This is a genomic window from Marinobacter nauticus (assembly GCF_003634635.1).
Lineage (GTDB): Bacteria > Pseudomonadota > Gammaproteobacteria > Pseudomonadales > Oleiphilaceae > Marinobacter > Marinobacter nauticus.
In genome coordinates this window covers 973289-995875 of the sequence record NZ_RBJB01000002.1, presented here as the reverse complement: position 1 = coordinate 995875, position 22587 = coordinate 973289, and the positions used below count along the sequence as shown (strand labels likewise).

20 protein-coding genes are annotated in these 22587 nt (G+C 58.5%); 15 read left to right on the top strand and 5 right to left on the bottom strand.

Features of this window, described 5'->3' with window-relative positions:
* The first annotated feature begins 43 nt into the window (after nt 1-43).
* Both C7436_RS04855 and C7436_RS04850 read left to right on the top strand, forming a co-directional pair.
* Nucleotides 44-1750, top strand: coding sequence for an autotransporter assembly complex protein TamA (locus tag C7436_RS04855; protein WP_458367880.1), 1707 nt, complete (start codon nt 44-46; stop codon nt 1748-1750).
* The gene (locus tag C7436_RS04850; protein ID WP_121206866.1) at nt 1747-5514 is read left to right on the top strand and encodes a translocation/assembly module TamB domain-containing protein; all 3768 of its coding nucleotides are present in this window, start codon (nt 1747-1749) and stop codon (nt 5512-5514) included. Before C7436_RS04855 ends, C7436_RS04850 begins: the two co-directional genes overlap by 4 nt.
* 9 nt (nt 5515-5523) lie before the next feature.
* Here C7436_RS04850 and C7436_RS04845 read toward each other — a convergent pair whose 3' ends face one another.
* Genes C7436_RS04845 through C7436_RS04835 form a run of 3 tightly spaced genes read right to left on the bottom strand, consistent with a single transcriptional unit; the run spans nt 5524 to nt 7950 of the window.
* On the bottom strand, nt 5524-6207 hold the full coding sequence (locus tag C7436_RS04845; protein WP_228198057.1) for an SIMPL domain-containing protein: 684 nt from the start codon (nt 6205-6207) through the stop codon (nt 5524-5526).
* An 11-nt stretch (nt 6208-6218) separates the two neighbouring features.
* Entirely contained in the window at nt 6219-6956 is a 738-nt protein-coding gene (locus C7436_RS04840) for a gamma-glutamyl-gamma-aminobutyrate hydrolase family protein (RefSeq protein ID WP_121206864.1), read from the bottom strand.
* Nucleotides 6949-7950: an amidoligase family protein gene (locus tag C7436_RS04835; protein WP_121206863.1), complete on the bottom strand. Its 1002-nt coding sequence runs from the start codon at nt 7948-7950 to the stop codon at nt 6949-6951. The genes C7436_RS04840 and C7436_RS04835 overlap by 8 nt, the downstream gene beginning before the upstream one ends.
* Before the next feature lie 166 nt (nt 7951-8116).
* Here C7436_RS04835 and lexA point away from each other — a divergent pair, with 166 nt between their 5' ends.
* On the top strand, nt 8117-8728 hold the full coding sequence (gene lexA, locus C7436_RS04830) for a transcriptional repressor LexA (RefSeq protein ID WP_031210455.1): 612 nt from the start codon (nt 8117-8119) through the stop codon (nt 8726-8728).
* A 39-nt stretch (nt 8729-8767) separates the two neighbouring features.
* Nucleotides 8768-9262 (top strand): cell division inhibitor SulA, encoded by a 495-nt coding sequence (locus C7436_RS04825; protein ID WP_121206862.1) that lies wholly within the window; start codon nt 8768-8770, stop codon nt 9260-9262.
* Between the two features lie 7 nt (nt 9263-9269).
* Here C7436_RS04825 and C7436_RS04820 read toward each other — a convergent pair whose 3' ends face one another.
* Nucleotides 9270-9530 carry a hypothetical protein gene (locus tag C7436_RS04820; protein ID WP_121206861.1) on the bottom strand — a complete coding sequence of 87 codons (261 nt, stop codon included), beginning with the start codon at nt 9528-9530 and terminating at the stop codon, nt 9270-9272.
* A gap of 57 nt (nt 9531-9587) precedes the next feature.
* Nucleotides 9588-10070, bottom strand: a complete 483-nt coding sequence (locus tag C7436_RS04815) for a DUF6586 family protein (RefSeq protein ID WP_121206860.1) — start codon at nt 10068-10070, stop codon at nt 9588-9590.
* Nucleotides 10071-10289: 219 nt separating this feature from the next.
* Here C7436_RS04815 and C7436_RS04810 point away from each other — a divergent pair, with 219 nt between their 5' ends.
* The 11 genes from C7436_RS04810 to fliJ all read left to right on the top strand — a co-directional run bounded on the left by C7436_RS04810 (nt 10290) and on the right by fliJ (nt 22582).
* Nucleotides 10290-11648 (top strand): DUF1329 domain-containing protein, encoded by a 1359-nt coding sequence (locus C7436_RS04810; protein ID WP_113878964.1) that lies wholly within the window; start codon nt 10290-10292, stop codon nt 11646-11648.
* 80 nt (nt 11649-11728) lie between these two features.
* Nucleotides 11729-12058 carry a hypothetical protein gene (locus C7436_RS04805; protein WP_014421030.1) on the top strand — a complete coding sequence of 110 codons (330 nt, stop codon included), beginning with the start codon at nt 11729-11731 and terminating at the stop codon, nt 12056-12058.
* 70 nt (nt 12059-12128) lie between these two features.
* A complete protein-coding gene (locus tag C7436_RS04800) occupies nt 12129-13577 on the top strand; it encodes a sigma-54 dependent transcriptional regulator (protein ID WP_011785475.1) in 1449 nt (482 codons plus the stop codon).
* A 213-nt stretch (nt 13578-13790) separates the two neighbouring features.
* Entirely contained in the window at nt 13791-15026 is a 1236-nt protein-coding gene (locus tag C7436_RS04795) for a sensor histidine kinase (RefSeq protein ID WP_011785474.1), read from the top strand.
* 23 nt (nt 15027-15049) lie between these two features.
* Complete coding sequence (locus C7436_RS04790) at nt 15050-16495, top strand: sigma-54-dependent transcriptional regulator (RefSeq protein ID WP_121206859.1); 1446 nt, start codon at nt 15050-15052, stop codon at nt 16493-16495.
* A gap of 255 nt (nt 16496-16750) precedes the next feature.
* Nucleotides 16751-17119: a flagellar hook-basal body complex protein FliE gene (fliE, locus tag C7436_RS04785; RefSeq protein ID WP_011785472.1), complete on the top strand. Its 369-nt coding sequence runs from the start codon at nt 16751-16753 to the stop codon at nt 17117-17119.
* Between the two features lie 15 nt (nt 17120-17134).
* Nucleotides 17135-18841: a flagellar basal-body MS-ring/collar protein FliF gene (gene fliF, locus C7436_RS04780; RefSeq protein WP_011785471.1), complete on the top strand. Its 1707-nt coding sequence runs from the start codon at nt 17135-17137 to the stop codon at nt 18839-18841.
* A complete protein-coding gene (gene fliG, locus C7436_RS04775; protein WP_011785470.1) occupies nt 18834-19877 on the top strand; it encodes a flagellar motor switch protein FliG in 1044 nt (347 codons plus the stop codon). The genes fliF and fliG overlap by 8 nt, the downstream gene beginning before the upstream one ends.
* Entirely contained in the window at nt 19877-20767 is an 891-nt protein-coding gene (locus tag C7436_RS04770; RefSeq protein ID WP_022991625.1) for a flagellar assembly protein FliH, read from the top strand. The genes fliG and C7436_RS04770 overlap by 1 nt, the downstream gene beginning before the upstream one ends.
* The gene (gene fliI / locus C7436_RS04765; RefSeq protein WP_011785468.1) at nt 20748-22139 is read left to right on the top strand and encodes a flagellar protein export ATPase FliI; all 1392 of its coding nucleotides are present in this window, start codon (nt 20748-20750) and stop codon (nt 22137-22139) included. Before C7436_RS04770 ends, fliI begins: the two co-directional genes overlap by 20 nt.
* On the top strand, nt 22139-22582 hold the full coding sequence (fliJ, locus tag C7436_RS04760; RefSeq protein WP_121206858.1) for a flagellar export protein FliJ: 444 nt from the start codon (nt 22139-22141) through the stop codon (nt 22580-22582). The genes fliI and fliJ overlap by 1 nt, the downstream gene beginning before the upstream one ends.
* The last annotated feature ends 5 nt before the right edge of the window (nt 22583-22587 follow it).

Below are 22587 nucleotides of genomic sequence, written 5' to 3'. Positions count from 1 at the left end.
GATGCGGTTATTCGGGACTCACATTCAAGCAGCGATCAGGCCGGTGATATGGTTGCTGTTATGGCAGGCGAGCTCGGGATTTGCCAACCAGGTTCGGGTAGAGGTCGAGGGGGATTACGACCAATTGCAGGAGAACGCGGAAATCCTGCTGGGTGAGGTACAGGACAGAACCGCTGACGGATTGCGGCGTTACGCCTCCAGCGCCGCCGCCCAGGTGGAAGAAGCGGTCCGGGCCCTCGGATACTACAATCCGACCATACGCTGGCAAGTGAATGAACAGGATGAAGCGCCAGCGGAGCTGGTGCTGACCATCGTTCCCGGCGAGCCCGTGCGCGTGCGATCCCGGCAGGTGGATATCCAGGGGCCTGGGGCCGACGATCCGGGCCTGGTGCAAAGCCTCCCGGAGCGTCCCCGGGAAGGTGATATTCTGCATCATGGTGAATATGACGGTTTGCGGCAGGCGATCCAGAACCGGGCAGGGCGCCTGGGCTACTTTGATGGCGAGTATGAGACCCGAAAGCTGAAGGTCGACCCGGACGCCAACGCCGCGGATATCCTGCTTACCTATCGCACCGGTGAACGCTACCAACTGGGTGAGGTCACCTTTCTGGAAGGCCATGGTTTTGATGAGCAGTTGCTGCGGCAATTTGTAACCACAGAGCCGGGCGAGCCGTTTCATGCCGACAAGGTGGCCCGGTTGAACCGGGATCTCTCCAACAGCGGCTATTTTTCTGGCGTCGACATTGATGCCTCTCCTTCCCAGGCAGAGGATCGTGTTATTCCAGTGACAATCGGTCTCACTCCAAGGCCTCCCAGATCGGTGTCTGCGGGCGTCGGGTTTTCGACCGATGTGGGGCCGCGTTTCCGCGGCAACTGGCGGGAGCACTATATTAACTCCATGGGGCACAAGAGAGGGGCAGACACCGAGCTATCTGAACTGCGCCAGAGTGTCAGTGGTTGGTACGAGCTGCCTCTTGACCCGCCCATGACCGATTCCATTCGCCTGGGCACCGGGTATCAGCGGGAACATGTGGAAGACGTTGAGTCCGAGCGCCTGACCTTCGGTCAGCAATGGAACCATCAACTGGACAACGGTTGGATGCAGGTGTTGTCGATGCGCTGGGAAGGCGAGCGCTTTCGCATTGGTGACGGTGAGCGAGGAACCTCCAGCCTGCTTCTGCCGGGTGTGAGCTATTCAAAGCTGCAGGCGGATTCGCCACTGGATCCGTCCCGGGGATTCCGTTTACAGCTGGATGTTACCGGGGCCCACCGGGCTGTGCTTTCAGATGCGGATATTCTGCATGTCAATCTGCTTGCCAAGGGTCTGTACACCTTGGCTGACAACCATCGTTTTCTTGCCCGATTCAACTTTGGCGGTGTTGCCACCAATAATTTTTCCGATGTGCCGCCCTCTCTGCGGTTCTTTGCCGGTGGTGACCAAAGCGTACGAGGGTATGGTTATGAGACGCTTTCACCGGAGGACAGCGATGGTGTGGCCGTTGGCGGTCGATATCTCATTGTGGGGAGTGCTGAGTACCAGTATGAGTTTGCCAGGAACTGGCGTGTGGCCGCCTTTGTGGATGAGGGTAATGCCGTGAACGATGCCTTTGATCCGCTGGCGACCGGTGTTGGGGTGGGGATTCGTTGGGTCAGCCCCGTGGGGCCGCTTCGCCTGGATGTTGCCAGGGGTTTGAATGAGGAGCTTGGCGGTGGCTGGCGGATTCACTTTTCCATGGGGCCGGAACTGTGACCGAGGCGCGATCCAGAAATACACAGGCCCCGGATGCCGAACCGGAAACCCGAAAATCCCGGCATTGGTGGTTCTGGCCGCTGGTTATTGTCCTGGTACTGCTGCTGGTGCCCCTGTTGCTGGTGGTTGCAGTTCTGCTGGCCCTGCGCAGTGAGACGGGAACCGCCTGGGTCATTGAACAGGTACCAGGCCTGCGGACGGAAGCTGCCGAGGGCTCGATGCTGGGGCAGTGGCGGGCCGATGGCCTGGTCTGGCAGGGCTATGGTGTTGGCGTGCAGGTGAGCGAACCGGAAATTGACTGGTCACCGTCGTGCCTTCTTGAGCTGACGGTATGTCTGGACACGCTCAAGGCGGCCAGTATCGCGGTTACTGTGCAGGAATCCCCCGACCAGGCTGATCAGCCACGAGGTGATATCCAGTTGCCTTTAGTCAATCTGCCCCTGGGTGTGAATATCCGTGAAGTCCGGCTCGGGGCACTGACGGTAAATGACAACCTGGTCTGGAATCGGGTCGAGCTGGATGCCCGGGCGTCGGGTGCCACCCTGAACATTGACCACCTTCTGTATGAACGCGGTGATATTCTGGTGACCGCCAATGGCCGAGCCGAGATGCGTCGGGACTGGCCATTGACTCTTTCAGTCAACGTGACCTTGCCACCACCGAGCGGAGACGACTGGCAGATTGCCCTGGATCTGTCCGGCAGCGCCCGGGATCTTCGTTTGGCAGGCGCCAGCAGCGGCTACCTCGATGCCCGCCTTGAGGGGGAATTGGATCCGCTTGATGTCGATCTGCCGGCTACCCTGAAGCTTCAGTCGCCGGAATTTCGGCCGCACAGCGCCGTGCCTGAAACCCTGACGCTGGGCCAATGGCGGCTGGAACTCGATGGTAGCCTGGCTCGGGGCTTCGATACCCGAACCCGGGCGATGCTCCCGGCGTCCACCGGGCCAGTGGAGGCGTCAGTTCAGGGTCTGGTGACCCTCCAAGGCGCTTCCGGCGTCGAGGTTACGATGATCGCGCGGGATCGGGAGGGCAATTCCGATGGCCGCTTCGGTGCGAACGGCAAGGTATCCTGGCGTGACGGTATTGATGCCAGCGCAGACATAACCCTGGAGGAGTTTCCCTGGTACGGCCTGATTCCGGGCCTGGAGCCGCCACCGGTTGTGCTGAAACGTCTGGATGGCCAGGTTCAGTATGGTAATGGTCGTTATCAGGCAGCGCTGGATGCTTCAGTGGCGGGGCCCCTGGGTGAAGCCGAACTGACATCCCGGCTGATAGGGGATCTGCAATCGGTGAGCCTTAGCCAGCTGGACATGACCACCGGTGCCGGCGCGCTTTCCGGACAGGCAGAACTGGTGTTTTCCGGGCCGCTGAGCTGGGAGGCGCAGTTTGAGCTCGATCGATTCAATCCGGGCTTTTGGGTGCCGCAACTGGAAGCGCGTTTGAATGGAACGGCGGCTACCCGAGGCCAGTTGCGGGAGGGGGCGCTGCCCGAATTATTCGCAGATCTGGATCTCAGCGGCCAATGGCGGCAGCAGCCGGCACAGGCAAAAGGAACCTTGTCCACCCAGGGGCGAGACTGGGTTGTGCAAAAATTCAACCTGTCCGTCGGGGATAACCGGCTTGAGGGCAGTGGACGGTATGGCGAATCTCTGGCGGGCGACCTGCGCTTTGATCTTGCCGCACCGCAACAACTGTTGGCTGGTCTGGGTGGGGAGGCTGCCGGACGGCTTCGGCTGGCTGGCTCGCCGGAAGCTCCGGAAGCTGAGCTCTCACTGACGGCGGGCAATCTGGCCTGGCAGGATCAATTCCTGGTTACCGAGGCGCAGCTTGAGGCGGGACTTGATAGTGACGGGGTGCTGGACCTTGATCTGTCGGGCACTGAGCTGCGTCTCGCTGGCCAGGAACTCGACAAGGTTGTAGCGTCCCTCAGCGGCACCCGGGAGCGCCACACCCTGGCTTTGCAAGTCGATCATCCTGAAGCTTCGGTTGAGCTGGAATTCGCGGGCGGGCTGGGAGAGAAACTACCGGGTTGGCGCGGACAGCTGACCCGGGGCCGGATTTCCGTACCAGAGCCAGGGCAGATCTGGCAGCTGGATACGAGAGCGGATCTCACCTACGTGGCCGGGGCTCTTGAACTTGGCAGTCACTGCTGGCGCTGGCAGCAAAGCTCGGTCTGTGCGGCTGACCAGAGACTGTGGCCAGACTCCCGCATTGCTTATGAAGTGCGAGGTTTCCCGGCCAGTGCTTTGGCACCGTTGTTTCCAGAGACTTTTCGGTGGCAATCGACTATAGACGCCGACATTGCCGTAACTCTCACGGATGCGGGTCCTGATGGCACTATCCGGATTGATGCCGGCGCCGGCGAGTTCGGGGTTCTGGTGCTGGACGACTGGCAGCCCATCACTCATGACCAGCTAGTGGTTGAGGCTAATCTTAAACCGGATGAGGCCAATGTCAGCCTGGATTTCAGCGGCCCGGAACTTGGCCAGTTTGACCTGGATCTTGCTGTGGATCCTCTGGCCAGTGACCGCACGGTTGATGGTGAATTCCGGCTCCAGGCCCTTAATCTTGCCTTCCTCTCGGCATTTACCGGTATTGAAGACATTCAGGGGCGGGTTAATGGCAGTGGTCGTTTGAACGGTCCCTTGATGAAGCCTGACGTCACCGGCGAGCTGGTGCTTAGTGAAGGGCGAGTGTTTGATCCTGGCCTTCCCCTGCCACTGGAGGAATTGCTTGTAGTGCTTGAGTTTAGGGGGCAGTCGGCCGATATCAGCGGGCGCTGGAAAAGCAATGATCGCAGTAAGGGCCAGGTCTCCGGGAGCTTGGAGTGGGCACAGTCGCCGCAAGTCGCGATCAACCTGAAAGGCGAACGGCTGCCGGTGACGCTGGAACCTTATGCCCGGTTGGAGGTGGCGCCGGATCTGGATATTGCCTTCAAATCTGGAGAGCTGTCGGTCTCCGGCCGCGTTGAGGTGCCCAGAGGCGAAATCGAAGTCCAGAGCGTCCCCCCATCGGCGGTATCGGTTTCCGAGGATGAAGTCATCGTGGGTGTCGAACGGGAAGAACCTGCCATTCGGTCGATGCTGATGGATGTGACTGTGGTGGTCGGTGAGGATGAGGTGTCGTTTGCCGCGTTTGGTGTCACCGGCAACCTCGAAGGCACGTTGCGCATTGGCAACAACATGGATACGCGGGGTGCGCTGCAGTTAGTGAATGGTCGCTATGAAGCCTTTGGCCAGGAACTGGACCTGCGCCGGGCACGGATTCTCTTTGTAGGTGCGCTGACCCGACCGTATTTGGACATTGAGGCAGTCCGTGAAGTTGATACGGTGGTCGCCGGGATCCGGTTGTCCGGCCCGGTGGATGAGCCGGAAACGGAAGTGTTCTCGGAACCGTCGATGCCGCAGAGTGATGCCTTGTCGTACGTTATTCTTGGCCGTCCGCCCCGGGGCCAGGGGGATGAGGGGCAGATGAGCCGGGCTGCGTTGTCACTGGGTCTTACCCAGGCCAGCAAGATCACACAAGGTATTGGAAACGAGCTGGGTATCCGTAACCTGACATTGGAGGCGGAGGGTTCAGGGGAGCAGGCGTCCGTGGTGGCGAGCGGCTATATCACAGACGAACTAAGCCTCCGTTATGGTGTTGGCATATTTGAACCCATTACCACGGTAGCCCTGCGCTACGATTTGGGCCGCTACTTCTATCTGGAGGCCGCCAGTGGTCTGGCGGCCTCACTGGATATTTTCTATACACGGAACTTCTGAGTGGCCAGGTCAGTCCAGCTCGAAGGTGGCGCTGACGGTGGCCTGGATTTCCCTGGGGCCCACGCTTGAAACGGCGTCACCGACCATTTTCGATTCCGCTTGCATCATCGGTACCGGACGATGGCCGCCGTTCACATTCAGACTGACCACTTCGCCACAACGTTGCTCGAGTTGCTTGGCGACAAACTCGCAGCGGCTTCTGGCATCGGCGATGGCCCTTGCCAGAGCCTCGCGTTCCAGCCCCTGCTCGTCTGAGTGGAAAAACTGGTGGCTGCCAAGATGATATTGCAGCCCCAGCTTGTTGGCTTCACCAATCAACGGATTCAGCAGATCCAGATCGTTGATCGAGAAGCTGACGGTCTGGCTTGCCACCGATACTCGCTTGGGATCCTGGCCTTGTTCCCGTACAGGAAGCATGCGAGTGTAAACACTGAGATCGGCATCAGAATAGTCGTCCAGCTCATTACGATAGGCCGCAATGGCCTGGCGCCATTCGTCCATGGTGTCGGACACCTGTTCAGAGGCCTTTGCGGCATCCGGGTGCTCGGCCGTGACTGAGAACTGCAGTCTGGCGCTGTCTGGTTCGTAACGAACAATACCCTCTCCATTCAGGCTCACTTCTCCGGCACTGGCTGCCGCGGGTATTACGGTGACGGCGGCGGCGAGCGCAAGTGGCAGTCGACGTTTGATCATGGTCATTCTCCTTATGAGTGGAACTCCGGGCCTTCCCGGTTATCCAGTCGTTCCAGTTTCCGGGCCCGGGCGGCGTGCACAAAGTGGCTGAAGATGCGACGGTGCCCGGTGTGGTAAAGCAGGTATTCGGGGTGCCATTGCACTCCCATCAACCATTGTCGGCCGGTGTTTTCGATGGCCTGCACAAACAGGTCGTTGTCCACGGCCGTCACTCTGAGATTCTGTCCAAGGCGCTTGATGGCCTGGCTGTGAATGCGGTTGGCGCCAATCACGTGGCTGTACATCAGGCCTCCCAGACGGCTGTCCCGGACCAGGCGAACCGTTTGGAGGGGTAATAACAAAGGTCGATGTCGGGTATGTACCCGCAACGGGGTAACGTTCTGGCACAGGGACCCGCCGTGAAAGACGTTGATAAACTGTGCACCGCGGCAGATACCCAGCACCGGAATGTTAATCGCCTCCGCCTGGCGGAGAAGCTCGGTGTCGGTTGCATCCCGTTTCAGGTCATACCTGGCCGTCACCTGGGGTTGTTGACCATAGCGGCACGGATGCACGTGGGTGCCGCCCGAGAGTACCAGCCCGTCCAGTAGTTCGACGTTGGTTCGGTCGCCCGGGCGGATGTAGTGTGTTCTGGCGCCATGCAGGCGCAGGCCCAGACTGATCAGCCGATGGGCCATACTTCGCCGGGCCGGGCCACTGATGCCGATGGTGAGGCCGGGGATGTCCGTTTCGCTTTCCCAGTCAGACATAACCGTGCTGATGCAGCCATTCATCGGTGGTCTCACGCCAGGAGCGGGTGAGATTGCGGAAGCTGAACTTCCGGGATTCGTGGAATTCGCCCCGCAGGGCATCAAGATCCTGACGGTTGTTGGCAAGCTGCTCCAGCACTACCCAATCGTTCCAGACTGTGGAGAAGTGCCAATTGGGATTGTCGATATCACAATCCGGCAGCCGGTAGTGCAGAGTAGGACGACTTTTGATCCTGGGGTCCTGAACGTATTCGGACAACAGCGATTCGTTCAGATGAGCGAACAGTGGCAGAAGATCCAATGCCCTGTTCCGGGTAGGGTTGTAGTGCAGATAGTCCCTCATCAGTGTGTCCAGGTCAGGACGGTAATCGTCCGCCATCAGCTTGTCTGTGTAGCGGCTGCTCCAGGGCTCGATGTAGGTGGTGAACTTCCGGCTGATATCCAGCTGATGCCGGGACTTGAGCCAGTCATACAGCAGTGCGAACGCCTGCAGATAACGTACCAGGGTCTCGGGTTCAAGATCGGGCAGTTCCGGGTTAAGTTGAAGCCCGAACGCAAAGTAGATGGCCTCCCGGCTGCCTTCAGCACCAAGGTCTCGCAGCTCGTCTACCAGATTCTCGATCATGCCCAGAGCCGACATTGCGAGCGGTGGTCCCACAATCTCTAATGGCACAATCTTCTCGGCGGCAAAATCAATGACGTCCATGGCGTGGTTGCCGAGTTCCCGAATGGATTCCGGGAGCCGCTCGTCGGCAAGATCCAGGTCTTTGATAGGATCAGAGTCCAGCTCAATGGTGAAAGCCCCGGCGTCCGTATCCAGTCGGGTGACATAACGGGATGTCAGCTCAGGCTCTCCCCCAAGCAGTCGGGCAGCATGCTGGACCAGGGCCTCGTAGGTCAGGCCGGACAGTTCAATCTCAACCCCGACTTTTCGTTCTTGGCCGTCCCGGTTTGTCGTTTGTTCCGGCATCTTGCAGCGGTCGTGTACGGTCATGGTTGTGTGTGGCTTCCCTGTGTCTGGTTTGCGTCACCATAACATACAGGCTGTTGGTCGCCCGTTACAGGAAGGAAACGAAACGGAGAGGGCTTTACACTGGATAAAACACTGTATATAGTCAGTTCACTGTATAAAAAAACAGGATCGAAATTCCGGAGCCCGACTGATGAAACTGACTGCAAGACAATCCCAGGTGCTGGACATTATCCGACGTTACGTGGATGAAACCGGCTACCCGCCCACCAGGGCTGAAATTGCCGCAGAGCTGGGATTCCGTTCCGCCAACGCGGCGGAAGAACATCTGAGGGCTCTGGCAAGGAAAGGCGCCATCGAGATGGTCCCGGGAGCCAGCCGGGGCATTCGCCTGCCGGAGGCCGAAGAAGATCTGGGCCTCCCTGTCATCGGGCAGGTTGCCGCCGGTAGCCCGATTCTGGCGCAGGAACATATTGAAGATCACTGCACGCTGCAGCCGGGCTTCTTCTCTCCTTCAGCAGATTACCTTTTGCGGGTACGGGGGATGAGCATGAAAGACATCGGGATTCTGGATGGTGACTTACTGGCGGTGCACAGTACCCAGGATGTCCATAACGGTCAGATCGTTGTCGCTCGTGTCGGAGAGGAGGTCACCGTCAAGCGTTTCCGCAGGGAAGGCAACAAGGTCTGGCTGATTGCAGAGAATGAGGAGTTTGCTCCCATTGAGGTCGATCTTGCGGAGCAGGAATTGTTTATTGAAGGTCTCGGCGTAGGCGTTATCCGCCGCTCCGATCTTCACTGAATACCGTATTCGGCAGCGCATGGCGCAGGTAGGTGAGTAATGGAACAGTTGAGCTTCACTCAGAACATGGCATTTCAGCCTGCAGCTGTTGTTGCGGCTGGCGCGGTTTCCTCTGGCCAAAGGGCACCGGCGGCCAGGGTAGCAGCGTCCGGTTCGGAGCGACGTTCAGCGTCTGGCTTCGGTGGCAATGTTACCGAGATTATTCTTCCGGAGGAGCAGGTGGAGAATTTCCAGTTGCTGCTGCCAATGCTCACACAACTCAACCAGGAGAAACGTTGGCTGGCGTGGATTGATCCTCCCCAGTCCCTGGTGGCCAAGTGGCAGAAAATGCACGGCATTGTGGCCAGTGAGATTCTGGTGTTGCGGTCAACGACAGAATTCCCAGCACAAGAGCTGGCTGAGCGGGCGCTGGGCGCAGGCACCTGCCATGCCGTTGTGCTCTGGACTCACAAGCTGGGCCGTGCGGCGCTGGAAGCGTTGCAAAAGGCATCTGCCAAGGGTAATAGCCACGGTGTGGTGTTGCGCCAGAGATAACGGGTGCTCAATGCAAGGTGTAGTGGGGCTGATTGTCGGCGAACTCGCTTTCGTCCTCTTCCCAGTCAATGTCGTGGCTGATGTTGCCAGCGGCCTCGATGCCAGCGGCAATCATCGCCTTGGCGACGTTCATGTCCCGGTCTTCCAGCATTTCTCTGGCCTCATCAGAGAATGAGATGCGCACAAGTGGAGCTGCGTCGTCATCAATCCGGCGAAGCGCGTAGTCGCCGTCGGCGAGTTGTACAATTTCAAAAAACGAAGGTGACATTCATTCAACCTTTATCTGCTGTCAGCGTATGTTAATGGATTGGCTCCGGCAGGCGGATTACCACTCGCTGTGTTGCTCGTCTATCTCTCTGGTCAATACGGTCATGGCAGCCAGTATCTTGTTCAGAGCCTGAACGGACCGATCTGGCCCCTGATCCGCCGAAACCGCAATGATGTTTTCTTCCGTCACGGTTTTCCGTGTCTTGGGCGGTTCTCCAGCGGCAGCCTCCAACTGATTCAGCTGTTGCCACCAGCTCCCTGGTGTTTCAGCCAGTTCCTTCAACATCCCGCCTTCTGCAATCGCATAGGGAAACAACGCCTCCAGCTCGTCAATGGAGGCCGGTCTGTCGACTTTGTTCTGGTGACATCGGGCAATCATTACCAGCAGGAGTTCGCGAGCCCGCAGCAACAACTCAATGGCACCTTGCAGTTGGGCTTCTCGTTCTGGTGCAGTCGCCGCTTCGTCTTGCTCAACCCGGACTAGTAACGTTTTGGCCAGAAACAGCTTTTGCGAAACCAGGGTGTGCCATTGTGATGCCATGAGGAAACCTGCGAGCGAAAAATCAGAGAAACAGGGCCGGTAAAACTTTGGGAGTCTACCATTTTTGGCTGTTTATTTCTCGCTCTATCCGCTTTGTGGAAATGCTCTTGTCACAAGAAACTACAAACAACCACTTGAAACGGGCGTTTGAAACTGGCACAAAGAGCGTCAAATTGGGTGAGTATTGACCACTCATGTGACTCACGCTGGAGGTTGAGGATGCGAAACCGATTTATTGCTGCCATCGCAGTTGCTGTTATGGGGGCGTCCAGTCCGCTGCTGGCAAAGGTAACACAGGCTGAAGCCGCGCGCCTGAACAATGAGCTGACACCGGTTGGTGCCGAGCGCGCGGGCAACGCGGCGGGCACCATTCCAGCCTGGGATGGCGGGCTTGCCACGCCACCGGCGAATTGGCGCGAGGGGTCTGTAGAAATCAATCCGTTCCCTGGCGATGACGCCCTGTATGTGGTGACGGGGGATAACCTTGATCTTTACCGGGATAAGTTGTCGGACGGCCACATCCGGATGCTGGAGCAATATGGTCCGGCATTTTTCATGCCGGTGTATGAAACCCGTCGGACAGCGGCGTTTCCCGAACATGTATACGAGAAGTTTCGCCAGAATGCCCTGACCGCCGAGCTTTTGGATAATGGTAACGGGGTAAGAGACACCATCATGACCAGTCCGTTCCCCATTCCACAGAATGGTCTGGAAGCGATCTGGAACCACATTCTCCGGTATCGTGGTGAGGAAGTGTCCTTCCGTAGTGCTTCAGCCACCCCTCAGGAAGACGGTTCCTTCAACCCGGTGGTCAATCACTATGATTATTTCCTCGCGTACAGTCAGGTAGGCGCGGATCTTGCCGATATCGACAACAAGATCTTCTACCTGAAAACCGAGACGATCGCCCCAACCACGCTGGCGGGCACCATCACCCTGGTACACGAGACTCTGGACCAGGTTCGTTCACCTCGCCTTGCATGGCGTTATGACGCCGGTTCCCGACGCCTGCGCCGTTCTCCGAACCTGGCCTACGAGACAGACCTGCCGAATTCGTCCTCTCTGCGTTCGGTAGACCAGAAAGATATGTATAACGGCGCTCCAAACCAGTATGACTGGGAACTCAAAGGTAAACGGGAGCTGCTGGTTCCCTACAACGGATACAAGCTTCACGATTCCAGTGTTCGCCCTGAGGACGTCATCCGCCCCAACCACATCAACCAGAGTCTTGCTCGCTATGAGCTGCATCGGGTGTGGGTGGTAGAGGCCAAGCGTCGTACCGGTATCGGCCACATTTATGAGCGCCGTGTGTTCTACATTGACGAAGATAGCTGGCAGATTCTGGTTTCTGAGGAGTACAACGAGAAGGGCGAGCTATGGCGCGTTTCCGAGGCTCACAATATCAGCTACTACAGCGAGCCGGTCTTCTGGACCACCATGGAAATGACGTATGATCTGAAGGCAAACCGTTATTACATTGATGGTCTGGACAATGGTTACCCCGCCTATGATTTCGCGCCGGGGTATCGTGGTAACGAGTTTACCGCCTCTGCGGCCCGTCGCGCTGCACGGCGTTAACCGTCCGCTTGCGGGGCGCCATTGTTTCCGGTGGCGCCCTTTCGTTGGCCAGTCTGTCCCGCAGACCACGGAGATTGCTGATGGCCAACCCTGAAAACCTCCTTTCCGATCTGGATCAGCTTCAAGACGAATTAACCCTGGCCCTGGACAACCAGGATTGGGAACGATTGGGCCAGCTTAATGCCCGGGTTCGACCGACGGTGGAACCGTTGATGGCTGAGCTCGAGAAGGGCTGCCTTGATGCCACACTGGTGCGAGAGCGACTGGAAGCGCTGAATCGTTTTGTGGCCGAGGCCGATGCCGCCGCTGTGAAGGCCCGCGACGAGGCGAAAGCCTCATTGAAGGGGGTCAGCCAGAACCGTAACGCCGCCAAAACCTATCAGAACGTCTCCTCGAATCGTCAAAGATAGCGTCATAAAATTGACTCGGGCCGACATACGGTCTTAAATACCGCACAAATCCATGAAGAGATTCCTGTGAATGTCCAAAAATAACAAAGTGCTGGTGCTGAGTGAGGATGAAACCAGGCGACGAGATCTGGTCACCATTCTGGAGTTTGTCGGTGAAGAGCAGGTGATTTCCGGCGACGAGGCTTTGGCGCTTTTGGCGAGTGACGATGATCAGGCCTGGGATAGTGTTTCAGTGGCGGTCGTCAACGGCACCGAATCCGGCGCCTGTTCCGCCATAGAGCAGGTATGCCGAGCCATGACCGGTGTGCCAGTGTTGCTGGTTGGCGACCCTGAGCTCAAGGGTTTGTCAGAGGACGATGCGGCACGAGTGATTGCACGGATGGAATGGCCGCTGAACTACACCAAGTTCGTGGATTCCCTGTACCGCGCACAGATCTATCGTGACCAGTTCAGCCGCAACCAGCAGCGCGGCCAGCAGCGTGGTGTGCAGCTGTTCCGCAGCCTGGTGGGAACCAGTCGTAAAGTCCAGCAAGTGCGCCAGTTGATGGAGCAGGTGGCCGACAAGGATGTGAGCGTGCTGATTACCGGAGAGTCCGGTACTGGGAAGGAAGTGGTTGCTCGCAATCTGCATTACCATTCTTCCCGCCGCGATAAGCCCTTTGTGCCGGTGAACTGTGGTGCTATTCCGGCAGAGCTGCTGGAAAGCGAGCTCTTTGGCCATGAGAAAGGCGCGTTTACCGGTGCCATTACGGCGAGGGTAGGGCGCTTTGAGATGGCGGAAGGCGGCACCTTGTTCCTGGATGAAATTGGCGATATGCCCCTGAACATGCAGGTGAAGATACTGCGGGTTCTGCAAGAGCGCACCTTTGAAAAAGTGGGCAGTAACCGCACCCAGACCGCTGACGTACGGGTGATTGCGGCGACCCACAAGCATCTTGAGGACATGATTGAATCCGGTGATTTCCGGGAGGATCTGTACTACCGGCTGAACGTGTTCCCCATCGAAATGCCGGCACTCCGGGAGCGAGTCGAAGACATTCCACTGCTGATCAACGAGCTGATTTCCCGGATGGAGAAAGAGAAGCGTGGTTCATTGCGGATGAACTCGGCGGCCATCATGAGCCTGTGTCGTCATGATTGGCCGGGCAATGTCCGTGAGCTGGCGAACCTGGTGGAGCGTCTTGCCATCATGCATCCCTATGGCGTGATCGGAGTGCAGGAATTGCCGAAGAAGTTCCGCTATGTGGATGATTACGACGAGAATCGCCCGGTAGAGGATTCAGGTATGCCCTCTTCCATACCAGGCCTGGTGGGGCTGGATGCGCCAGCGTTGCTTCCGGTGAACGGCATTGATCTGAAGGATTATCTCTCCAATCTCGAAAAGCAATTGATTCAGCAGGCTCTCGATGAAGCCAGCGGCGTAGTCGCCCGCGCTGCCGAGAAGCTGCGGATACGGCGCACGACGCTGGTGGAGAAAGTGCGAAAGTATGGTCTGAGGGACGACTCAGAAGAAGCCTGATGACACCGGGGTGGCCGGTAAAAGGTGGCGTCAAAGGTTTGTAACCTGCGACGCCATTGTTGTTTCTGGCCGACGGTAATCCGTCACCCCGGGTATCGTTGGTTTCGTTACTATTTGAAAATAAACAATAAATACTAATTGGCACGCTGTTAGCTTTGACCTTTCCGAACAAAAGTATTGATGGCCCCGCCGGGCCTGTCAGGGGGAAAGGTTATGAGCCACGCACATGTCGTTATGGAGTCCCGCCACCAGCCGGATGCCAACGCTGCGGCTGATGTCAACGACAAGGTGACAGCACTGTTTCCGCAGCAGGACGATGAGGCTGTAGATTCTGCGCTGGAACTGTTCAATCGCATGTCTCGGCAGATTACCGATTCCTATCGCACACTCGAGTCTCGGGTGAACCAGCTGTCGGGTGAGCTGTCTTATGAATCGCGGCAGCGCCAGCAGGAGCTGGAGCAGAAAGAGCAGCTGGCAGATCGCCTGTCTACCTTGCTCAATGCCCTGCCTGCGGGTGTGGTGGTGCTGGACAAGCATGGCACTGTCAGCCAGAGCAACCCGGCCGCCATTGCCTTGCTCGGCGAGCCGCTTGAGGGCGAGCGCTGGATTGACGTTATCCGCCGCTGTTTCGCGCCCCGTAACGACGATGGCCATGAGGTGTCCCTGAAGGATGGTCGCCGGGTCAGCATTGAGATCCGTACCATGGAGAATCAGCCGGGTCAGTTGATCCTGCTGACCGATCTGACTGAAACGCGCCAGCTCCAGTCGCAACTGGCTCATGCCCAGCGCCTCTCTGCCATGGGTAAGATGGTTGCGTCCCTGGCCCACCAGATTCGCACACCGCTGTCCGCCGCCATTCTCTATGGTGGTCATCTGAGCCAGCCGGATCTCGATGAGGAGCTACGTCAACGTTGCGCTTCCCGGCTGATGTCCCGCCTGACCCATCTGGAACAGCAGGTTCGCGACATGTTGATCTTCGCCCGCGGTGAAACCCGACTGGCGGAAGAGCTGGATTCGTCGCGCCTGGTGGAAGCGCTCGAGTCTGCTGTTGATGGACTCAAGCTTGCGCCAGGCGTGCAGGTGACCCTGGACAACCAGGTGCAGACGCCTTGCCGGCTGATGTGCAATCGCGATGCCCTGGTCGGCGCCTGTACCAATCTTGTGAATAACAGTCTGGAGGCGGGGGCAGCCGACGTTTCAATCGTCGTTTCCGCTACCTCTGGCCGCCTGGAAATCCGGGTTTCCGATAATGGGCCCGGGTTCGAGCCTGGTGAGGCAGGTCGGATTATGGAAGCCTTCTACACCACCAAGTCCCATGGCACCGGCCTCGGGCTGGCCGTGGTGCAGGCTGTGGTCAAGGCCCATCAGGGCGAGTTTTCGATTTCATCCCCCGGACAGCAAGGCGCCGACGCGATAGTTCGGCTGCCTATTCTGACAGCCCGGTTTTAAAGAACAGGTTGGAGGTGCATAGCATGGCAAAGGCCCAGATTCTGATTGTGGAAGATGACCACGACCTGCGCGAAGCTTTGGTAACGACGCTGGAACTGGCGAAATTCCAGGTGCGGGAAGCGGCCAGCGCTGAAGATGCGCTGGCAAGCCTGGCCCGGGCGCCGGTCGATATGGTGGTCAGCGATGTCAATATGCCCGGCATGTCCGGCCATGAGTTGTTGGCGGAAGTTCAGCGCTTGTATCCGGGGCTGCCCATGATGCTGATTACCGCGTACGGCCAGATCAGCCACGCGGTGTCTGCCATGCAATCCGGTGCCATCGATTATCTGGTCAAGCCGTTTGAGCCTCAGGTTCTGGTGGAAGCGGTCAGTCGGGTCGTGGGCGGAAGCCGCCAGAAGGCTGGCGATGAGCCGGTGGCTGAGGATCCTGTCAGCAAACGCATGTTCCAGTTGGCCGCGAAAGTGGCGGCCAGTGATTCCACAGTGATGATTTCCGGTGAGAGTGGTACCGGTAAAGAAGTGTTGGCCCGCTATATCCATCAGCAGTCACCCCGAGCGGATGAGCCGTTTGTCGCGATCAACTGTGCCGCTATTCCGGAGAATATGCTGGAAGCCATTCTGTTCGGTCACGAGAAAGGTGCATTCACGGGTGCCGTTGCAGCCTCCCCAGGTAAATTCGAGCAGGCCAATGGCGGAACCATCCTGTTGGACGAGATTTCCGAAATGGATCTTGGTTTGCAGTCCAAGCTGCTGCGAGTGTTGCAGGAGCGGGAAGTGGAGCGCGTCGGTGGTCGCAAGACCATTCAGCTGGATGTTCGTGTGCTGGCGACCACAAACCGTGATCTGGCGGACTACGTGCGCGAGGGCAAGTTCCGCGAAGACCTTTATTATCGATTGACGGTGTTCCCGATGCGGTGGCAGCCCCTGCGGGAGCGGCCGCTGGATATTCTGCCCCTGGCCCGCTCACTGCTGAAAAAACATTGCCGCAAGATGAAGCTGACCGGCATCACCCTGGCCGAGGATGCCCGTAAGGCACTGATGGCTCATGCCTGGCCGGGTAATGTCCGGGAACTGGACAATGCCATTCAGCGGGCGCTGGTGTTGCATCAGGGTAATGTAATCCACGCCGGCGATCTTTGTCTGGAGCTTGGGATTACCGGTGCCGCTGACTTTGGTGCACCCGCCGAGCCGGCCATTTCCGCCAGGTCCATGGAGGTCCCTGCGGCTGACGTGCCAGACCCCGAGGCCGGGCTGGAAGCGGATTCAGCGGCTGATGAGGCGATTGGCTCACTCGGAGATGATCTGCGCCAACAGGAGTTCCGTATTATTATCCAGACCCTCAAGAAAGAGCGTGGCAGGCGCAACCGGGCAGCGGAGCAGTTGGGCATCAGCCCGCGAACGCTTCGTTACAAACTGGCCCAGATGCGAGATGCCGGTATCGATCTTGAGGCGGAGCTGGCCATGGCCTGAGTCAGGGCCTTTGTTGTCGACCTTATACTCCTTCGGGCACCCTTCGGGGTGCCGTTTTTTTACCCGCCTGCCTGGTCTTCTTTTTCGGTCTGGTTTCACTCCTGTCAATTCTTTGTCACGTAGACGCCTTCCACTGTAAAATTCTTTATTAACCCGTTGAAATAAATGCTTTAATTGTTTCTGGCCTGTTGCTTGCTTTCAGTTCATTTGAGTCAGCAACAAGTACAGGCCCGACGGGGCCGCCGGGAGAGTGTGATGGTTCAACGTGCCGACATAAACAATGTTCTGTCTGAGATCCGGAATCTGCGTACCCAGATGATGCAGAACCAGAGGATTGAACAGGATCAGTCCGTACGTGGCCGCATCGATGGCCCACGACAGGTTCAGGAAACCCAGGAAGTTCCCAGCTTCAGCGATATGCTGGGCAAGGCCGTCAACAATGTACACGAGGTCCAGAGTCAGGCCAGTGAACTCAGGACGGCCTACGAAATGGGCGATCCGAACGTGGACATTACCCGGGTAATGATTGCTGCCCAGAAATCTTCGGTGTCTTTTGAGGCTCTGACCCAGGTGCGTAACCGGGTTGTGCGAGCCTATGAAGACATCATGAATATGCCGATCTGATAACGGAGCAACAGCATGGCAAGCGTACCTGCGGAAACCGCCGCCTCTGACCTGCCGGCTACTCAGGAGTCTGATACTCCGGAGAGCCGTAGCAATCTTTTGCTCGGATTCAACCGATTGAATCTGCTTCGCCAGGTCGGGCTTATGGTCGGGCTGGCCGCCAGCGTGGCACTGGGTGTGGCTGTGGTGCTCTGGGCCCAGGAGCCCAATTACCAGCCGGTGGTGGGGGATCTGTCTGCCTACAACCCGCAGGACGTGACCACCATCCTCGACAGCAACGGTATCGATTACAAGATGGACCCCCGCACCGGAGCATTGCTGGTGCCGTCTGAACAGGTCTATAGCGCGCGCCTCAAGCTTGCTGCTGAAGGCGTAACCGACCAGAAGACCATGGGTTATGAGTTGCTGGACCAGGAACGTGGTCTGGGAACGTCCCAGTTCATGGAAACCATCAGCTACCGGCGCGGACTGGAGGGCGAACTGGCCCGGACCATCGCCGCCATGCGTGGTGTTCGAAATGCCCGGGTGCACCTGGCCATTCCCGAGCGTTCGGTGTTTATCCGGGATGCCCGTGAACCGACCGCCTCGGTATTCCTTGAAGTGTTTGCGGGCCGTCGCCCTGAGCCTGAACAGATTCGGGCCATCGTCAACCTGGTGGCCGGCAGCATTCCGATGATGAACCGGGATCAGGTGACCGTGGTTGACCAGAACGGCAATCTGTTGACGGGCGATGAGGTTCAGGCCGAAACAGACCGGATGAAAGACCAGTATGAATACACGTCCAGGGTTGAAGAGCGGCTGACCCGCCGTGTCGCCTCATTGATTGGCCCGATTGTCGGGGAAGGGCGTTACCGCGCGGAAGTCACCGCCGACCTCGACTTCTCTGCGGTCGAGCGTGCCGAGGAGTTATACAATCCGGAGCAACAGGCGGTGCGCAGTGAGCGCGAGTTGTCTGAGCAGCGTGTGGCGGGAGCCCAGGGTGGCATTCCCGGTGCGCTGGCCAATCAGCCGCCAGGGGCTGCGACGGTTCCGGAGCAGGCCACTGCCGCCCCAGGGGAAGATGGCGCTCCTGCAGCTCCGCCGGTGAATGTCCGGAGTGAATCCACCCGGAACTATGAACTGGATCGTACCGTCAGCTACACCCGTCAGGAGCTGGGTGCGGTCAAGCGGGTGACCGTGGCCCTTGCCGTGGATGACATGAAAGTGGTCGACCCGGAAACCGGCGAGGTGAGCTATCAACCCTGGCCAGAGGCCGAACTGCAACGGCTGAGCATGCTGGTGCGTGATGCGGTTGGCTATTCCGCGTCCCGCGGAGACAGCGTTACCGTCATGAATACGGCGTTTGCCCCAGAGGAAGCGGTGGAGTTTGAAGCTCCGGGCTTCTGGGAGCAGCCCTGGTTCTGGGATTTGATGAAGCAGGTATTGGCAGGACTGGTCATTCTGATTCTGGTTCTTGGCTTGCTGCGCCCCACCCTGAAGACGCTGTCCGGTGGCGGCCGCCGCGAGCGTGGTGAAGGCGGAGAAGAGGGGGAGTATGGTGGCCTTGCTGATATCGAAGGCGGGCAGGCACTACGCGATGCCATGTCGTCTCAGGATGACCTGCTTTTGCCGGGCGCCACAGACAGCTATGATAGACAGTTGAATGCACTCAAAGGCCTGATTGCGGAAGATCCCGCCAGGGTTGCACAGGTTATGCGCCAGTGGGTGAACGTCGATGACTGAAGAAAACGGCCAGTTGCAGGGGGATGCCCCGAAAAAGCCGCAGCGCAAGATTCCGCGAGTGGAGCAGGCAGCGATCCTGCTGATGTCTCTGGGTGAAGCGGACGCTGCTGAGGTGCTCAAGCACATGGGGCCGAAAGAGGTTCAGCGGGTTGGCGTCGCCATGGCGCAGATGAAAGACGTCAGCAAGGACGACGTCACCTACGTGCTTAACCAGTTTGTGGACGCTGTCGGCGGCCAGACCGGTTTGGGGGTTGGTAATGACGATTATATCCGGGCGATGCTCACCCAGGCGCTGGGTGATGACAAGGCCGCGAGCCTGATTGACCGAATCCTGATTGGCGGCAATACCACCGGCCTGGATACTCTTAAGTGGATGGAGCCTCGGGCTGTGGGCGATATTATCCGTTACGAGCATCCCCAGATTCAGGCCATTGTTATCTCCTACCTAGACCCGGACCAGGCCGCTGAAATTCTTGGCACACTTGATGAGAAAGTGCGACTGGACGTGATGATGCGGGTGGCGTCGCTGGAAAGCATTCAGCCACAGGCCCTGCAGGAACTGAACGACATCCTTGAGAAGCAGTTCTCCGGTGGCGCGGCCTCTCAGACCAGTCGGATTGGTGGTGTGAAGCGAGCGGCCGATATCATGAACTTCATGGATCGGGGGATTGAGGGCTCGTTGATGGATTCCATCAAAGACATGGATCCGGATCTGGCGTCCACCATTGAAGACCTCATGTTCGTGTTTGATAACCTCAAGGATATTGATGATCGGGGTATTCAGGCGCTGCTTCGAGAGGTGTCCTCGGAGGTGCTGGTGGTGGCGCTCAAAGGCGCTGACGAAGCCGTCAAGGAGAAGATCTTCAAGAACATGTCCAAGCGTGCTGCGGAGTTGCTGCAGGATGATCTGGAAGCCAAGGGGCCGGTCAAGGTCAGCGAAGTCGAAGCGGCCCAGAAAGACATTATCACCGTTGCTCGCCGTATGGCTGAAGCCGGCGAGATCTCGCTGGGTGGTAGTGGCGAAGAAATGATGTGATGAAAGATTCCGATCAGGACAGCAAGCGCATACCGAAAGAACAGATGACCGCCTGGGAACGGTGGGAATTGCCCCTGCTTGATGAGCGCGGAAACCAGGTTGTCGAGGAAGAGGAAGTCAAGCCGCTGACCGCGGCCGACCTGGAAGAGATTCGCCAGGCTGCCCGCGAGGACGGTTTTCAGGAGGGCCGGCAGGCCGGTTACGCGGAAGGCTTTGAGCAGGGTCGCGCAGACGGGCACAAAGATGGCTACGCCGCAGGCGAGGCGGAGGGGCGGAGCGAGGGCGAGCAGCAGGCAGCGGAGCAGACGCGTCAGGAAGTTGCCTCCCGGATGGAACGACTGGAGCATCTGATGGGAGAGCTGTTGTTGCCCATCGAGCGCCATGAAGACGAGCTGGAAGCGGTGCTGGTCAACCTCACTACGGTGTTGGCCCGGGCGGTGGTCTTCCGTGAGCTCAGCATTGATTCCTCCCAGATTCGCCAGGTGGTGCGTCGGGCTCTGTCGTCACTGCCCTCTACCGCCGACAATCTACGCATTCATATTCACCCCGACGATATCGAGCCGGTACGGGAAGTCACAGAGCGCCTGGAATCACCGGCGGTTCTCATTGAGGATGACTCTCTCATGCCTGGTGGCTGTAAAGTGGAATCGCGCCATAGTCTGGTGGATTACACCGTGGAGAAGCGCTTCCAGCGGGTGGTTCAGGGTATGCTGGAAGAACAGCTGGCGGAGCCTGCCGGTCCGGATCAGGAGGAGCTGGCACCCAGTATGGGGGAGCTGACCGATTTTCACCGGGATGTGCTGAGTGATTCGGGCATGACATCACCGCCAGAATCCGAGTCTGACGAATTCAACGACCAGGGCCGGGACGATGACGTCACGCCTGGCTGAACGGTTACGGCAGCTTCAGGGGGCCATCAGCGACGAGCCGGCGCCAGAATTGTCTGGACGGCTTACGCGCATGGTGGGTCTCACGCTGGAGTGCGTGGGTTGCCCGATGGTGGTGGGGGACCGTTGTCTGATTCAGGGTGATAGCGCCACCAGTGTGGAAGCGGAAGTGGTGGGGTTTGAGGAAGATAAGGTTTACCTGATGCCGCTGACTGCCATCGAAGGTCTCAAGCCCGGAGCCCGGGTGATTCCTCTGGCCTCGGCCAGCAGGGTACCGGTTGGCCCGCAAATGCTGGGGCGAGTGGTGAATGGTGCCGGCGACCCGCTGGACGGCAAGGGACCGTTGCAGGCAGAGGCCAGAGTGCAGCTGACCGGCGACATCATCAACCCATTGAACCGGGCTCCGGTGCGCCAGTCCATGGATGTGGGAATCCGTGCAATCAACGCGTTGCTGACCGTAGGGCAGGGGCAGCGTCTCGGCCTGTTTGCCGGCAGTGGTGTCGGTAAGAGTATGCTGCTGGGAATGATGACCCGGTTCACGGATGCAGACATTACCGTGGTTGGGTTGATTGGTGAACGGGGCCGGGAGGTCAAGGAATTCATCGAGGACATTCTCGGCGATGAAGGCCTGGCTCGTTCCGTGGTTGTAGCCGCTCCGGCAGATGACTCGCCGTTGATGCGCCTGCGCGCTGCCATGCTCACCACCCGAATTGCCGAATACTACCGCGATCAGGGTAAGCGCGTTCTTCTTTTAATGGATTCTCTCACCCGCTATGCCCAGGCACAGCGGGAGATCGCCCTGGCCGTTGGCGAACCACCGGCGACCAAGGGTTATCCGCCCTCGGTTTTTGCCAAGCTGCCGCAACTGGTTGAGCGAACAGGTAACGGCCGTCCCGGCGGCGGTTCCATTACTGCATTTTATACCGTTCTGACGGAAGGCGACGATCAGCAGGATCCCATTGCCGACGCAGCCAGGGCCATCCTTGATGGTCACATCGTCTTATCCCGGCGGCTGGCGGAAGAAGGCCATTATCCGGCGATTGATGTGGAAGCCTCTATCAGCCGGGTAATGCCCCAGGTGACTGATTCTGAGCATTTCTCCCGGGCCCAGAGATTCAAGCAGGTTTACTCCCGTTACCAGCAGGCCCGTGATCTGATCAGTGTGGGTGCCTATGTGAAAGGTTCCGACCCGGAGACTGACTTTGCCATTCAGCACATAGGCAATATGAGCCAGTTTCTGCAGCAGGGGCTGAATGAAAGCGCTCCCCTCACGGAGGCGATTGAGCAACTGATGGCGGTAGTGCCGGAACGACGTTCACCGGAACGAAGAAAGACGGCGGTGCCGAACCCCGCCGGCAATCGGGATAATGTCTGATGCTGCGATCGAAACGGCTTGAAATTGTCCTCTCCCTTGAAGAGCGGAAAGAACAGGAAGCGTTGGAACGCCTTGGTGAGGCCCGTAAGCAGGTGGAGGCGCACCGCGAACAGGTGGAGAACCTGGAACGCTATCAGCAGGAGTATCGTGACCAGATCCGCGCGAGCCAGCAGGGTGTTGTTCCTGTGGCGCGGCTGCAGGCCTGGCAGGCTTTTATCGCCCAGCTGGACCAGGTGATTGCCCAGCAACAGCGGCAGCTGCAACAGGCTGAACAGGTGTTTGAAGCCAGGCGCCGGGAGTGGCAACAGGCCTGGGAACGTCGCCGTGGTATGGAAAAATACATTGAGTCCTGCCGGCAACAGGAACAACGGGAACAGGATCTCAGAGACCAGAAACTGGCGGACGAAGCTGCCGGTCGGGCCTTTGCCCGGCGACAGCGATAATTGAA